The following is a 13,594-nucleotide window of genomic DNA, read 5'->3' as shown; positions in this document are numbered from 1 at the left end:
CTTCAATGATCAAGGAGCACACTGATGTCTATCCGGAATCTGCGCATAGGTTTGCGCGCCAGTTTGAGCTTTGCCGTTTTGGCCGGTCTGCTGGTGGTGGTCGGGCTGTTCGGTCTGGGCCAGATGAAAACCCTGCGCGAGAGTGCAACGGTGATTGAAGAATCCTGGATGCCGAGCATCGAGAGCATCCATGACGCGGCGGCGAACATCGCCAGCATTCGCCTCGAATCCTTGCGCCTGATCACCAGCACCCAGCCTGCCGTGCGCGACCGAAGCAAAGGCATCATCAAGGCGCAGCGCGAAGAATTGCTCAAGCGCCTCGCCGATCACAAAACCCTGCTCTCCAGCGAAGAAGAACGGGTGATGCTCGACAGCTTGAATGCCAGCACCGCCAAGTACATGAGCATCCTCGAACAGATCATCGGCCAGATCGACGCCGGGCAGAGTGAACAGGCCTACACCCGCCTTAGTAATGAACTGGCACCACAGGGAACAGTTCTCGACAAGGCACTGGAGCAGATGATCTCGTTCAATCAGCAAGGCGCCGATGTCGCCGCCGATGCCGCCGCAGCGATGTATCAACGGGCGTTGTGGATCGTCGCGAGCATCATCGTGGTTGCCCTGATTGCCACGCTGCTGTTGGCCTGGCAGTTGACGCGCAGCATTACCACCCCGATCAATCAGGCGCTGAATGTGGCGCGGCGCATTGCTGCCGGAGACCTCAGCGGACAGATCGTCAGCACCGGTAAAGATGAGGCTGCGCATCTGCTCGACGCCTTGGCCGAGATGCAGGGCAATCTGCGCTCGACCATTCGCGGCATCAGCGAATCGGCGCAGCAACTGGCTTCCGCTGCCGAGGAAATGAGTTCGGTGATGGAGCAAAGCACTCGCGGCCTGCAACAGCAGAATGATCAGATCGAGCAAGCCGCCACGGCGGTCACCGAGATGAGCACGGCGGTAGACGAAGTCGCCGCCAACGCCGTGTCTAGCGCCGAGGCGTCTGCTGCGTCGAACGAGGACAGCAAGCACGGCCATGTGCAGGTCAGTGAAACCATCAGTTCGATTCAGGAGTTGGTCGATGCGGTACTCGGCGCTTCCGCCCAAGCCGAGGGCCTGGCCACGCAGGCACAGGACATCAGCAAAGTGCTGGAGGTGATTCGCGGGATTGCCGGGCAAACCAATCTGCTGGCGCTCAATGCGGCGATCGAAGCGGCACGCGCCGGTGAAGCCGGGCGAGGTTTTGCCGTGGTGGCCGATGAAGTGCGTTCGCTGGCACAGCGCACGCAGAATTCCACCGAAGAAATCGAGCTGATGATCAGCAGCATCCAGCAAGGCACCGGGGCAACAGTGGGTGCCTTGCAGAGCAGTGCCGAGCAGGCTGGCCAGACGTTGCGCCGAGCCAACAGCGCGGGTCAGGCGCTGGAGAAAATCACCGCGTCGATCTCGCAGATCAACCAGCGCAATCTGGTGATCGCCAGCGCTGCCGAACAACAGGCCTTGGTGGCGCGTGAGGTCGATCAGAATCTGGTGACCATCCGCGACCTCTCGACCCAGACCGCTGCCGGTGCCACCCAGACATCTGCGGCGAGCCAGGAACTGTCGCGTCTGGCCGTCGACCTTAACGGCCTGGTGACACGCTTCGTGATCTGATCGGAAAGTTGCATGCCCGAATAGCGGTTGCCATCGTCAGGGCACTCGGCAACACTCTCGTCCCGATCAAGGAAGGAGACCCGCCGTGAGCCCTGTCGATATTTTCCGTATGTTGTCGCTGGCGGCCATCTGGGGCGCGAGTTTTCTGTTCATGCGCATTATTGCGCCAGTGATCGGCACGATTCCGACCGGGTTCTTTCGCGTGTCGATTGCGGCCGTTGGCTTGCTGGTGATCCTCGGGCTGATGCGCGTGCGTTGGGATTTCAAAGGCAAACTGAAAACCGTGATGCTGCTGGGTGTGATCAACTCGGGGATTCCGGCGACACTGTATTCCGTTGCGGCTCAGGTACTGCCAGCCGGCTATTCGGCAATCTTCAACGCCACCACGCCGTTGATGGGCGTGCTGATTGGCGGGTTGTTCTTCAGTGAAAAACTCACCACAGCCAAACTGGGCGGAGTGTTCCTCGGCCTGTTCGGCGTTGGCGTGCTGACCCGCGCCGGTCCCGTGGCATTTGACATGCAACTGTTGATGGGCGCCCTCGCCTGCTTGCTGGCGACCACTTGTTATGGTTTTGCCGGTTTCCTCGCGCGCCGCTGGCTCGATCAGGCCGGCGGGCTGGACAGTCGTCTGTCGGCGCTGGGCAGCATGCTCGGTGCGACGTTGTTCCTGTTGCCGCTGTTCGCCTACAGTGTCATCACCGCGCCACCGATCAGTTGGGGCGGCTGGAATGTCTGGCTGTCGCTGCTCGGTCTGGGCCTGGGTTGCACGGCGTTTGCCTACATCATTTATTTCCGCCTGCTCAGTTCGATTGGCCCGGTGAAATCGATGACCGTGACTTTCATGATTCCGCCGTTCGGCGTGCTGTGGGGGGCGTTGTTGCTGGATGAGCCGCTGTCGATGGCGCATATCTACGGTGGCGTGCTGATTGCAGCGGCGTTGTGGTTGGTGTTGAAGCCGGCGACGGTGAAGCCTTCGCAGGTGACAGCTCGCTAGACTTCTGACGCTGCCGAAATGGCTATCGCGAGCAGGCTCACTCCTACAGGGGAATGCATTCCAATGTGGGAGCGAGCTTGCTCGCGAAGGCGGCGGGACAAGCGCCGCCAATCTATCTATTAACTGGTTTTACGAAACACAAACGCCAGCCCAACGATGATTAATAGCATCCCCAGCACACTCAACGCCGCCAGGCGATTGCCGAAAATCAGATAGTCCATCACCGCGGTCACCGCTGGCACCAGATAAAACAGACTGGTGACATTCACCAGATTGCCCCGCGCAATCAGCCGATACAGCAACAACGTCGCCAGCACCGACACCACCAGCCCCATCCACAACACCGGCACGATAAAACCTGCGTTGTGTTCAAAGTGGAACGGCTGAAACGGCACAAAAATCCCGCACAACAACAGCCCGGCCAGGTATTGCACTGGCAGCGTACCGAGGGGATTTTCCGTGATGCGCTTCTGCATGATCGAGCCCAGCGTCATGCTTGCCAGCGCCAGCAATCCAAACAACATTCCCGCCCAGGACATCCCGGCCAGGCCGATGCCTTGGTAAACCACCATGATCAGGCCCGCCAGCCCCAGCGCCAGACCGAACATCCGGCTCGCCGAGCGCTGCCGCTCCATCAGTACCACCGTGAGAATCGGCTGCACGCCCATGATGGTGGCCATTACCCCCGGCGTGACTTTGCTGTTGAGCGCCAACAGATAGAAAATCTGATACGCCCCCAAGAACACCACTCCGGTGACGATCGCAAAGAGCATTGGCCGCCCGCCCTTGGGCAACTTCAACTTGAGCAACGGCGCCAGCAGCGCCAGCCCGCACAAGGCAATCACAAAGCGAATCAGCAGAAAAGCAAAGGGCGACGCGTGGGCCAGCCCCCATTTGGAGAAGATCGCGCCGCTGCTCCACAGCAGAACGAACAGGCTCGTGGACGCCGCCGCGAGCGCGGATTTTTTCGACAGGACAAACATGAATACCACCTGTAGTCAGGCAAGAAGCCAACTCAGCCGAAGCTGAAATTCAGTAGGTTTTTCTGGCGGGCGCAGGGGTCAGCAGAAACTGCCGATCAGCCCGAAACGCCAACGCCCGGCGGTGATACGACTGCGCACACCGGCGTGCTACTGACAGGTGGAGGGTAATGACTGATCTGCTGGGGCTGCTGATTCCCGCACGGCACGACGCCAGCGTTGACCGCTGAATCGACTACCGCGTTGATGAGGGATGCAGGCATTTGGCAGATCTTTTTTGAAGGGGTGGAAGGTGAACCAGGGGCTCACGAGCGCCGACTATAACCAGCGTGGGACATGGATTGCAATGATTTGGACAAAGGGCCAGTAGCGACGGATGCATGAGAGCTGAATAGGCTGTTGAGCACGGCTACACCTATCGATGGGGAGACATGGAATGCTCGAAATCAAATGCCAAGGGAACGGAGTTATCTGCGCTATCAATTGTATCGGTCGCTGGCCAGGAAGCAGGCAAGCATCGCCACTGCTCTGTTGCAGCTACCAGCGGGACAGGACTTGTCGAAACTACGCTTTGAACCTATCGATGCCAAAGCACTAGGTGCGTTTGATCTTTGGGATGATCCGCATTTTTGCTGGCGAGAGATTGCCGAATGGAAGTCACGAGAACCTTTGTCCCTGGATATCGCGATCTGGTTTGAAGAACAGCTATGCGGGCTGTGTTTTGTCAACCCGAACAAAAGCCGCCAGCGAATTCGAATCGTACGATTGGAGGGGCGGCCTGGAGTGCCTCACCCGCTTAAAAAGCGTGTTGCGCTTTTGTCGATGGTGGCCATCGATGAGTTTGCGCAAATAATCGGCAGCAAGTGCATTGAAGTCCAGGAACCGATACCAGGAGCAATTCCTGTTTACACAAAACTCGGCTTCAAATTTGATTTTGAAGGCCGCCTTGTCCTCGCAGTGGAGAGTAAAGTATCGTGAAAACTGTTCAAGTAATGATCAACGAGGGCGGGAGCATGCGCAAATCAGTGAAAAAATCCCCCACTAAGAAAAGATCAATCAAAACTGACGAAAAGCTTATCTCCTCTGAGCTATCAGCCAATCAGCAGCGCTTTCTTCAGCTACTGATTACAGGCATCGAAGACGAACCCAACGTTCTCGCTGGACGGCGCTGATTCGCAGGCAATAAAAAACCGCTCACAAGGAGCGGTTTTTTATTGCCTGATCCAGCCTTAACCAAACAGCCAATACCCCAACAACGTCAACACCACCACCGCCAGCACCGGTCGCATCACGCGGTAGGCTTTCGGGTTACGGCGTTTCCACTGTTTGACCACACCACTGAACTTGTCGCTGAAGTTCTTGCTCCAGGCATAAGCCTGGTTGATCCCGCCTACGCGTTCGTCGTCGAGATTCTGCGGTGCGGTGGCACGGCCGAGCCAGGCGCTGATCGAGCGGTTGATGCGTGTCATGAGGCGGTTGCTCAGCGGGCGCTCGACGTCGCAGAACAGGATCACGCGGGTTTGGTCGGTTTCGTTCTTGACCCAGTGAACGTAGGTCTCGTCGAACATCACGTCCTCGCCGTCCCGCCAGGCGTAAACCTGACCATCAACGAAGATCCGGCAATCGTCGGAGTTCGGCGTCGACAGGCCGAGGTGATAACGCAGGGAACCGGCGAACGGATCGCGATGCGGGTTCAAGTGGCTACCACCCGGCAACAGCGCGAACATCGCGCCTTTGACGTTGGGAATGGCGCTGACCAGTGCCACGGTTTTTGGGCACAGGGCTTCGGCCGAGGGCAGTGGTTTGTCGTACCACTTGAGGTAGAAACGCTTCCAACCCTTTTTGAAGAACGAACCGAAACCGGCGTCGTTGTTCTTTTCTGCCGCGCGAATATAGCCCTCATCGAACAAATGCATGGCTTCGTCGCGAATGGTTTCCCAGTTATCACGCAGCACGTCCAGTTCAGGGAATTTGCTGCGATCCAGATACGGCTTGGACGGTACGCCGGAGAACAGGTACATCAAGGCGTTGTACGGGGCAAACAGCGCCGAGTGGTTGACGAACTGGCGCAGAACCGGCAAACGTGCTTTGCCGCGCAAATGCACATAGAGGATGCTGCCCACAAACAGCAGCAGCACCAATACCTTGGCGGCTAACGAAAAGGTCATCAACGACTCCTTGAATAAAGACAACGCTGCGCAATGCCTTTTACCCGGCATGGCAGCCGGCCATGATAAACACTACCGGCTTCGGGCAAAACCCGCCTTACACAAGATTCAGTGTTAAGAATTGCGCAACAAAGCATTTATTAGCATAACGATCCTGAACCCAGCCTGATCTGAATCAACTCGATTATTGCTGAGTCTCCTGCTCAGTGAACAGATCGCTGAACAGCATGCTCGACAGATAACGTTCGCCCGAGTCCGGCAGAATCACAACGATGGTTTTGCCCTGCATCTCCGGGGTCTCGGCCAGACGCACTGCTACCGCCATCGCAGCACCGCAGGAGATGCCGCACAAAATCCCTTCTTCCTGCATCAAGCGCAGCGCCATGGCCTTGGATTCGTCGTCGGTGACCTGCTCGACCCGGTCGACCATCGACAGATCAAGGTTCTTAGGCACAAAACCGGCGCCGATCCCCTGAATCTTGTGCGGGCTCGGTTTGATCTCTTCACCGGCCAGCGCCTGAGTGATCACGGGGGACGACATCGGCTCCACCGCCACCGACAGAATCGGTTTGCCCTGGGTATTCTTGATATACCGCGAAACGCCGGTGATGGTTCCACCGGTGCCGACGCCTGCCACCAGTACATCGACGGCACCGTCGGTATCGTTCCAGATCTCCGGACCGGTGGTTTTTTCGTGAATCGCCGGGTTGGCCGGGTTATCGAACTGCGCCGGCATGAAGTATTTGTCGGCATCGCTGGCAACGATCTCGGCCGCCTTCTCGATGGCCCCTTTCATGCCTTTGGCCGGCTCGGTGAGCACCAGTTCGGCGCCCAGTGCCTTGAGCACTTTGCGGCGCTCGATGCTCATCGAGGCCGGCATGGTCAGCATCAACTTGTAACCACGAGCGGCAGCGACAAAGGCCAGACCGATGCCGGTGTTACCCGAGGTCGGCTCGACGATGGTCATGCCCGGCTTGAGTTTACCGCTGCTTTCGGCGTCCCAGATCATGTTGGCGCCGATCCGGCACTTGACCGAATAACCAGGGTTGCGCCCCTCGATCTTGGCCAGAATGGTCACACCGCGCGGCGCGATGCGGTTGATCTGCACCAGCGGTGTATTACCGATGGAGTGGGCGTTGTCAGCGAAAATACGGCTCATGGCTGGGTCCTTATGCAGCATTGAATTCAGCGTTCCAAGGTAAGCCTGTTGCCCATCACAGTCCAGTCGGGTCGAACGACTGCGGCCATCAGCAGTCAATCGCTTTGAATCGTTGGGGAATGACTGCCATGAAACGTCGCTACAGCTGGCCATTGTGGATTTTCGCGGGAATCGTTGTGTTGCTGCTCGCGCTGCACATCGCCCTGCCCTACATGGTGCGCGACTACCTGAACGGCAAGCTGGCGGACATGGGTGATTATCGGGGCCAGATCACTGATGTCGACCTGGCCCTATGGCGCGGCGCCTACAAGATCAATGGGCTGAAGATCGTCAAGGTCGACGGCAAGGTGCCGGTACCGTTCGTCAACGCGCCGCTGATCGATCTGGCGGTCAGCTGGCATTCGCTGTGGTACGACCATGCCGTCGTGGCACGGGTGAGATTCGTAAATCCTGAAGTCAATTTCGTCGATGGTGGCGCTAACAAACAGAACTCACAAACAGGTCAAGGCACCGACTGGCGCGCACAATTGGGCAAATTGCTGCCGATCACTCTCGACGAAGTACAGATTCAGGACGGCAAGATCAGTTTTCGCAACTTCAATTCAAAACCTCCAGTGAACATGAACGCGACCAACGTCGACGCGAGCATCTACAACCTGACCAACGTGGTCGACAAACAGGGCAAACGCGATGCCCGCTTCGAAGGCAAAGCCCTGCTGCTGGGCCACGCGCCGCTGGAAACCACCGCAACGTTCGACCCTCTGAGCAACTTCGAAGACTTCGAATTCCGCCTGCGCGCCAAAGACATCGAGCTCAAGCGCATGAACGACTTCGCCTCGGCCTACGGCAAATTCGACTTCAACGCCGGCCACGGCGACGTGGTGATCGAGGCCAAAGCCAAAAAAGCCCAGGTCAACGGCTATATCAAACCGCTGCTGCGCGACGTCGAAGTGTTCAACTGGCAGCAGGACGTGGAAAACAAGAACAAAAGCATCTTCCGCTCAGTCTGGGAGGCACTGGTGGGCGGCACGGAAACCGTGCTGAAGAACCAGGCGAAAAACCAGTTCGCCACCAAGGTCGAGCTCAGCGGTAATGTGCATCAGCAAAATATCAGCGCGTTCGAAGCGTTTTTGCAGATTTTGCGTAATGGCTTCGTGCAGGCATTCAACGCCAGGTATGAACGGCCGAAGCCGGATGCCGGTTAGGTTTTGCGGTTGACGATATAGCGACCCGACTCCTCTGCGGCCAGTGTTGAGCTTTGTTGCAGTGAATCCCAGCCCAGACAAGCCAGCGCCAGTGAACGTGGGACTGCCTCGCGCCCACTACTGTAGCGACTGATGCTACGAGCGCTGACACCCAGCGCTTCGGCAGCCTGATTAAGAGACAGTCCCGTTCGGGCGCGCCAGTCGATAAAGATTCGCGTGTTTTCATCAGCTGCGTTTTGAGCCAGCGCATCCATGTAAAGTGTGTCTGCACCAATCTGTATATCAGGTTCAAGCCATTCGACAGTCCAGCCGTCGTCGTCCATTGTCGCAGTGGCAAACACTTCGGGATCGAGCAAAGGTTGCAGACCTGGATAAGCGTGAATATCCCCGCCGAGCTCAAGTGTCAGTTCCTGACCATCAATAAAGGTCAGTGCCAATCGAAAATCTGACAGTGCTTGCACAGCCGACAGACGAGGCCTTTTCATGGGTAACATCGTTTCCAGTCCTCCAACAGTTGCACCTGATGAGCCGCAACCCACGCCAGCGCTTCCTTGATAATCAGCGGCGGCGCCTTGCCCGTCATCACCTCAACGGTTTCAAGGCTCAGCATCACCTCAATTCCGCCACCGATAAGGTGAACATGGGGCGGCGGGCGATCCTTCTCGCGCAACTGAATGCGGTATTTGTCGCGAAATCGGTATTTAGTTGTCATGTCCGAGAGGCTATCGCCAAATCGGCGATACCTGAATACTGGCCATCGGCCGAGACTGAGTCAACATGTGACGCCCCATTCAGAGACTGAATAAGCCGTCTGCGTTCACAGTCGACCGGGCTGCGCGTTATAGTCGGGCATCCGATTATTTCGCCCCCGCCCTGCCCGTTCAGGTCGGCGTTACTGTTCGAGGATTAGCAGATGAAGTTCGAAGGCACCCAGGCCTACGTCGCCACCGATGACCTGAAGCTGGCGGTCAACGCCGCCATCACCCTGGAGCGGCCGCTGCTGGTCAAGGGCGAGCCGGGCACCGGCAAGACCATGCTCGCCGAGCAGCTGGCCGAATCGTTTGGCGCCAAGCTGATCACCTGGCACATCAAGTCCACCACCAAGGCTCATCAGGGCCTGTACGAGTACGATGCGGTCAGCCGTCTGCGCGACTCGCAACTGGGCACTGAAAAAGTCCATGACGTGCGCAATTACCTAAAGAAAGGCAAGCTCTGGGAGGCTTTCGAGTCCGAAGAGCGGGTCATTCTGCTGATCGATGAAATCGACAAGGCCGACATCGAGTTCCCCAACGACCTGCTGCAAGAACTCGACAAGATGGAGTTCTACGTTTACGAGATCGACGAGACCATCAAGGCCAAGAAGCGCCCGATCATCATCATTACCTCCAACAACGAAAAAGAGCTGCCGGACGCCTTCCTGCGCCGTTGCTTCTTCCATTACATCGCCTTCCCCGACCGCACCACCCTGCAGAAAATCGTCGACGTGCATTACCCAGACATCAAGAAAGATCTGGTCAGCGAAGCGCTGGACGTGTTCTTCGATGTGCGCAAGGTGCCGGGCCTGAAGAAGAAGCCGTCGACTTCGGAACTGGTCGACTGGCTGAAGCTGCTGATGGCCGACAACATCGGCGAAGCGGTGTTGCGCGAACGCGATCCGACCAAAGCCATTCCGCCGCTGGCCGGTGCGTTGGTCAAGAACGAGCAGGACGTGCAACTGCTTGAGCGGCTGGCGTTCATGAGCCGTCGCGGCACCCGCTAAGAGGCTGATGCCATGTTGCTCAACCTGTTCAATGAAATGCGTGCAGCCAAGGTGCCGGTGTCGGTGCGTGAGCTGCTCGACCTGATCAACGCGCTGAAACAGCGCGTGACCTTCGCCGACATGGACGAGTTCTACTACTTGTCGCGGGCGATTCTGGTGAAGGACGAACGCCATTTCGACAAGTTCGACCGTGCGTTCGGCGCCTACTTCAATGGACTGGAAAAGCTCGACGACCACTTGCAGGCACTGATTCCCGAAGACTGGCTGCGCAAGGAGTTCGAGCGCTCGCTGACTGATGAGGAGCGTGCGCAGATCCAGTCCCTCGGCGGGCTGGACAAGTTGATCGAAGAGTTCAAGAAACGTCTGGAAGAACAGAAGGAACGCCACGCTGGCGGCAACAAATGGATCGGCACCGGTGGCACCAGCCCATTTGGCTCCGGTGGATTCAACCCGGAAGGTATTCGGGTCGGCGATGCCGGCAAGCGGCAGGGTAAAGCCGTGAAAGTCTGGGATCAGCGCGAGTACAAGAACCTCGACGATTCGGTGGAACTCGGCACGCGCAACATCAAAGTCGCCCTGCGTCGCCTGCGTAAATTCGCCCGCCAGGGTGCGGCAGAAGAACTCGACATCGACGGCACCATCGACCACACCGCCAAGGACGCCGGGCTGCTGAATATCCAGATGCGTCCCGAGCGACGCAACACGGTGAAGCTGTTGTTGCTGTTCGACATCGGCGGCTCGATGGACGCGCACGTGAAGATCTGTGAAGAGCTGTTCTCGGCCTGCAAGACCGAGTTCAAGCATCTGGAGTACTTCTACTTCCACAACTTCGTTTATGAATCGGTGTGGAAGAACAACATGCGCCGCACGTCAGAGCGCACGTCGACCCAGGATCTGCTGCACAAGTACGGCGCCGACTACAAAGTGATCTTCATCGGTGACGCCGCCATGGCACCGTATGAAATCACCCAGGCTGGCGGCAGTGTCGAGCACTGGAACGAAGAGCCGGGCTACGTGTGGATGCAGCGCTTCATGGAGAAGTACAAGAAGCTCATCTGGATCAACCCGTATCCGAAAGATACCTGGGGCTATACCTCGTCGACCAATATCGTGCGGGATCTGATCGAGGATCAGATGTATCCGTTGACGTTGCGCGGGTTGGAGGAAGGGATGCGGTTTTTATCCAAATAATCTGCGTTGTCAGTGATGACCTCTTCGCGAGCAGGCTCGCTCCCAAAGGTGAAATGCATTCCAATGTGGGAGCGAGCCTGCTCGCGAAGCTTTTAGCTATTCAGAAAACGCTGCAGATATTCGATGTGCTCACGGTGCGCGACGTCCTGCACCACCGGCCGCAACCGCACCTTTGCCCCCGGCAAACATTGCGCTAACCGCACCAGTGCCAGCGGCGTCAACGCTCCCAAACGTGGGTAACCACCAATGGTCTGGCGATCATTGAGCAGCACGATCGGTTGCCCATCCGGTGGCACCTGCACCGCTCCGAGCGGAATTCCCTCGGAAATCATCGGTTGCCCTTGATACTCCAACGTCTTGCCGAGCAAGCGAATGCCCATGCGATCAGCGCGACTGTCCAGGGTCCAGGCACTGTTGAACACATCGAAAAGGCTCTGCCCGCTGAACTGACCGATCTGTGCACCGAGCACCAGATCCAGCGGTGCATTCGCTTTCAAATCCGGCCGTAACGCCGATGGCACTTCACGCAGCAACAGCGATTCTCCGCGATAACTCAGCGTCGCCTCTTTGGCCAACGGCAAGCCCATGCCATCAAGTCCACCGAGTTCTTCGCGGACAACCGTGGCGCTACTGCCCAACACCTTCGGCGCAGCAAAACCGCCGGGCGCGGCCAGATAAGCCCGGGCACCGAGCAACGGCTGAGTGAGTTGCAGCTTCTGCCCTTTGCCCAATCTGAAACTGTGCCACGGCGCCAAGGGCTGCCCGTCAATCAGTGCGCCAAGATCCGCTCCGGCCAACGCCAGACAACAGTCTTCCTCTGCCACCACTGCAAAGCCGCCGAGAGTGATTTCGATCACCGTTGCATCGAGATTATTGCCCAGTAACCAATTGGCCCAACTCATTGAGCACCAATCCGTCGCGCCGCCCTGGGTGACGCCCAAGTGCCGCACGCCAAACCGTCCCGCGTCCTGCAACAGACACAGCGGTGTACTCGCCTCAATCGTCAGTCGGCTCATGCCTGCGCCTCCAATGGCGTGTCGTCGCCGCCCAGATTGATGAACTCGGCGTGGCTCACGGCTTCGAAGCGCACCGTGTCGCCCGGTTGCATCAGGCTGTAGCCGTCGCGATTGCGGTCAAACAGTTTCGCCGGAGTACGGCCGATAAGATTCCAGCCACCGGGGGATACGACCGGATAGGCAGCGGTCTGGCGCTCGGCAATACCGACACTGCCCGCCGCGACTTTCTTGCGCGGCGTGCTCAAGCGCGGCGCCGCCAGAATCTCTTCGACCAGCCCCATAAAGGCGAACCCCGGGGCGAAACCGAGAGCGAACACCTGATACTCCCGCGCACTGTGACGCCGGATTACCTCCGCCACCGCCAGTCCACTGCGCTCAGCGAGCAGGCTCAATTCCGGACCGACGCTCAAGTCATACCAGACCGGCAACACATGACACTGGCCAACGGCCCGCACATTTGGCGACAGGTCGATCAACGCTTCGGCGATCAACTCCCGCGCCTGATTCGGGCTCAGAGACGTCAGATCGTAATGCACCATCAACGTCGTATAGGACGGCACCAGATCAATCAGTTGCCCACCGAACACCGTACGCAAACGCTCACTGGCGGCGAGCATCCACGGCATGTTGGCTTCGGCGATTTCATCGAACAGACGCAGCATCAGGCAATCCAGTGCCACCACTTCAATCCTTGGGCTCATAAGACACTCTGCTGATTCAAGGCCTCGCGAATGCGCTGCACGGCGGCGACCGAACTGGCGTTGTCGCCATGTACGCAAAGGGTATTGGCGTGCAGACGCAAGGCGCTGCCGTCGCTGGCGCTGAAGTTGTCACCACGGGCGATGGTCAGCGCTTGTTCGATGATTTTTTCAGGTTCGTGATGCACCGCGCCCGGCAGTTGCCGCGAAACCAGTCTGCCAGCGCTGTCGTACGCGCGGTCGGCAAAGGCTTCGAACCACAGGGTCACGCCATACTCATCGCCGATTTGCTGCGCGGCAGAATTGTCGCGAGTGGCCATCAGCATCAGCGGCAAGCTGCGGTCGTAAGCGGCTACAGCCTGGATCACCGCACGCAATTGCGCCGGGTTGGCCATCATGTCGTTGTACATCGCGCCGTGGGGTTTGACGTAACTGACCCGCCCGCCCTGGGCTTTGCAGATGCCATCGAGGGCGCCGATCTGATAATGCAGGATGTCTTGCAGCTCTTGCGCCGAATACGCCATGGAGCGGCGGCCAAAACCGACCAGATCCTGATAGGCCGGGTGTGCACCAATCTTTACGCCGTGGCTCAAGGCCAGGCTGACGGTCTTGCGCATGATGCTCGGGTCGCCGGCATGGAAGCCGCAGGCGACGTTGGCGCAATCGATGAAGGGCATGACCTCGGTATCCAGACCCATGGTCCAGCTGCCGAAGCTCTCGCCGATGTCGCAATTCAATAGCAGGCGGCTCACGGTGAACACTCCTGTAGGGCTT

General features: G+C 58.2%; 16 protein-coding genes. 7 read left to right on the top strand and 9 right to left on the bottom strand.

What is annotated here, in order from left to right; all coding sequences use genetic code 11:
* The first annotated feature begins 24 nt into the window (after positions 1-24).
* Both ACZZ0G_RS19370 and ACZZ0G_RS19365 read left to right on the top strand, forming a co-directional pair.
* On the top strand, positions 25-1,650 hold the full coding sequence (locus tag ACZZ0G_RS19370; protein ID WP_463557192.1) for a methyl-accepting chemotaxis protein: 1,626 nt from the start codon (positions 25-27) through the stop codon (positions 1,648-1,650).
* Between the two features lie 85 nt (positions 1,651-1,735).
* Positions 1,736-2,644: a DMT family transporter gene (locus tag ACZZ0G_RS19365; RefSeq protein ID WP_463557191.1), complete on the top strand. Its 909-nt coding sequence runs from the start codon at positions 1,736-1,738 to the stop codon at positions 2,642-2,644.
* A gap of 119 nt (positions 2,645-2,763) precedes the next feature.
* On the opposite strand, the gene ACZZ0G_RS19360 is transcribed toward ACZZ0G_RS19365, so the two are convergent.
* Positions 2,764-3,627, bottom strand: a complete 864-nt coding sequence (locus ACZZ0G_RS19360) for a DMT family transporter (protein WP_463557190.1) — start codon at positions 3,625-3,627, stop codon at positions 2,764-2,766.
* Between the two features lie 95 nt (positions 3,628-3,722).
* Complete coding sequence (locus tag ACZZ0G_RS19355; protein WP_463557189.1) at positions 3,723-3,887, bottom strand: hypothetical protein; 165 nt, start codon at positions 3,885-3,887, stop codon at positions 3,723-3,725.
* Positions 3,888-4,179: 292 nt separating this feature from the next.
* Here ACZZ0G_RS19355 and ACZZ0G_RS19350 point away from each other — a divergent pair, with 292 nt between their 5' ends.
* Both ACZZ0G_RS19350 and ACZZ0G_RS19345 read left to right on the top strand, forming a co-directional pair.
* Complete coding sequence (locus tag ACZZ0G_RS19350) at positions 4,180-4,602, top strand: hypothetical protein (RefSeq protein WP_463557188.1); 423 nt, start codon at positions 4,180-4,182, stop codon at positions 4,600-4,602.
* Positions 4,599-4,796 (top strand): hypothetical protein, encoded by a 198-nt coding sequence (locus ACZZ0G_RS19345; protein WP_147303366.1) that lies wholly within the window; start codon positions 4,599-4,601, stop codon positions 4,794-4,796. The genes ACZZ0G_RS19350 and ACZZ0G_RS19345 overlap by 4 nt, the downstream gene beginning before the upstream one ends.
* 57 nt (positions 4,797-4,853) lie before the next feature.
* Here the strand turns inward: ACZZ0G_RS19345 and ACZZ0G_RS19340 are convergent, their stop codons facing one another.
* A complete protein-coding gene (locus tag ACZZ0G_RS19340; RefSeq protein WP_463557187.1) occupies positions 4,854-5,792 on the bottom strand; it encodes an aspartyl/asparaginyl beta-hydroxylase domain-containing protein in 939 nt (312 codons plus the stop codon).
* A gap of 184 nt (positions 5,793-5,976) precedes the next feature.
* On the bottom strand, positions 5,977-6,951 hold the full coding sequence (gene cysK, locus ACZZ0G_RS19335) for a cysteine synthase A (protein ID WP_127926224.1): 975 nt from the start codon (positions 6,949-6,951) through the stop codon (positions 5,977-5,979).
* Positions 6,952-7,079: 128 nt separating this feature from the next.
* On the opposite strand from cysK, the gene ACZZ0G_RS19330 reads away from it, so the two are divergent.
* Positions 7,080-8,156, top strand: coding sequence for a DUF748 domain-containing protein (locus tag ACZZ0G_RS19330; protein ID WP_463557186.1), 1,077 nt, complete (start codon positions 7,080-7,082; stop codon positions 8,154-8,156).
* On the opposite strand, the gene ACZZ0G_RS19325 is transcribed toward ACZZ0G_RS19330, so the two are convergent.
* A complete protein-coding gene (locus tag ACZZ0G_RS19325) occupies positions 8,153-8,650 on the bottom strand; it encodes a helix-turn-helix domain-containing protein (RefSeq protein ID WP_463557185.1) in 498 nt (165 codons plus the stop codon). The genes ACZZ0G_RS19330 and ACZZ0G_RS19325 overlap by 4 nt on opposite strands.
* Entirely contained in the window at positions 8,638-8,868 is a 231-nt protein-coding gene (locus ACZZ0G_RS19320; protein ID WP_463557184.1) for a DUF4160 domain-containing protein, read from the bottom strand. Before ACZZ0G_RS19320 ends, ACZZ0G_RS19325 begins: the two co-directional genes overlap by 13 nt.
* A gap of 201 nt (positions 8,869-9,069) precedes the next feature.
* Between ACZZ0G_RS19320 and ACZZ0G_RS19315 the strand changes: the two genes are divergently transcribed.
* Both ACZZ0G_RS19315 and ACZZ0G_RS19310 read left to right on the top strand, forming a co-directional pair.
* On the top strand, positions 9,070-9,915 hold the full coding sequence (locus ACZZ0G_RS19315) for an AAA family ATPase (protein ID WP_028620815.1): 846 nt from the start codon (positions 9,070-9,072) through the stop codon (positions 9,913-9,915).
* 12 nt (positions 9,916-9,927) lie between these two features.
* On the top strand, positions 9,928-11,106 hold the full coding sequence (locus ACZZ0G_RS19310) for a vWA domain-containing protein (protein ID WP_064388394.1): 1,179 nt from the start codon (positions 9,928-9,930) through the stop codon (positions 11,104-11,106).
* Positions 11,107-11,198: 92 nt separating this feature from the next.
* On the opposite strand, the gene ACZZ0G_RS19305 is transcribed toward ACZZ0G_RS19310, so the two are convergent.
* Genes ACZZ0G_RS19305 through ACZZ0G_RS19295 form a run of 3 tightly spaced genes read right to left on the bottom strand, consistent with a single transcriptional unit; the run spans position 11,199 to position 13,572 of the window.
* The gene (locus ACZZ0G_RS19305) at positions 11,199-12,122 is read right to left on the bottom strand and encodes a 5-oxoprolinase subunit C family protein (RefSeq protein WP_463557183.1); all 924 of its coding nucleotides are present in this window, start codon (positions 12,120-12,122) and stop codon (positions 11,199-11,201) included.
* Positions 12,119-12,823: a 5-oxoprolinase subunit PxpB gene (gene pxpB / locus ACZZ0G_RS19300; RefSeq protein WP_463557182.1), complete on the bottom strand. Its 705-nt coding sequence runs from the start codon at positions 12,821-12,823 to the stop codon at positions 12,119-12,121. The genes ACZZ0G_RS19305 and pxpB overlap by 4 nt, the downstream gene beginning before the upstream one ends.
* The gene (locus ACZZ0G_RS19295) at positions 12,820-13,572 is read right to left on the bottom strand and encodes a 5-oxoprolinase subunit PxpA (protein WP_463557181.1); all 753 of its coding nucleotides are present in this window, start codon (positions 13,570-13,572) and stop codon (positions 12,820-12,822) included. The genes pxpB and ACZZ0G_RS19295 overlap by 4 nt, the downstream gene beginning before the upstream one ends.
* Positions 13,573-13,594: the final 22 nt, after the last annotated feature.

This window comes from Pseudomonas sp. AC169, assembly GCF_979258515.1.
This window is presented reverse-complemented; position numbering and strand designations above follow the sequence as displayed.

Excerpts from the sequence above, each read along its gene's own strand:
- ACZZ0G_RS19305 (WP_463557183.1), bottom strand. The coding sequence starts at position 12,122 with ATGAGCCGACTGACGATTGAGGCGAGTACACCGCTGTGTCTGTTGCAG.
- ACZZ0G_RS19310 (WP_064388394.1), top strand. The coding sequence starts at position 9,928 with ATGTTGCTCAACCTGTTCAATGAAATGCGTGCAGCCAAGGTGCCGGTG.
- ACZZ0G_RS19340 (WP_463557187.1), bottom strand. The coding sequence starts at position 5,792 with ATGACCTTTTCGTTAGCCGCCAAGGTATTGGTGCTGCTGCTGTTTGTG.
- cysK (WP_127926224.1), bottom strand. The coding sequence starts at position 6,951 with ATGAGCCGTATTTTCGCTGACAACGCCCACTCCATCGGTAATACACCG.
- ACZZ0G_RS19355 (WP_463557189.1), bottom strand. The coding sequence starts at position 3,887 with ATGCCTGCATCCCTCATCAACGCGGTAGTCGATTCAGCGGTCAACGCT.
- ACZZ0G_RS19360 (WP_463557190.1), bottom strand. The coding sequence starts at position 3,627 with ATGTTTGTCCTGTCGAAAAAATCCGCGCTCGCGGCGGCGTCCACGAGC.
- ACZZ0G_RS19330 (WP_463557186.1), top strand. The coding sequence starts at position 7,080 with ATGAAACGTCGCTACAGCTGGCCATTGTGGATTTTCGCGGGAATCGTT.
- pxpB (WP_463557182.1), bottom strand. The coding sequence starts at position 12,823 with ATGAGCCCAAGGATTGAAGTGGTGGCACTGGATTGCCTGATGCTGCGT.
- ACZZ0G_RS19370 (WP_463557192.1), top strand. The coding sequence starts at position 25 with ATGTCTATCCGGAATCTGCGCATAGGTTTGCGCGCCAGTTTGAGCTTT.
- ACZZ0G_RS19315 (WP_028620815.1), top strand. The coding sequence starts at position 9,070 with ATGAAGTTCGAAGGCACCCAGGCCTACGTCGCCACCGATGACCTGAAG.
- ACZZ0G_RS19325 (WP_463557185.1), bottom strand. The coding sequence starts at position 8,650 with ATGTTACCCATGAAAAGGCCTCGTCTGTCGGCTGTGCAAGCACTGTCA.
- ACZZ0G_RS19320 (WP_463557184.1), bottom strand. The coding sequence starts at position 8,868 with ATGACAACTAAATACCGATTTCGCGACAAATACCGCATTCAGTTGCGC.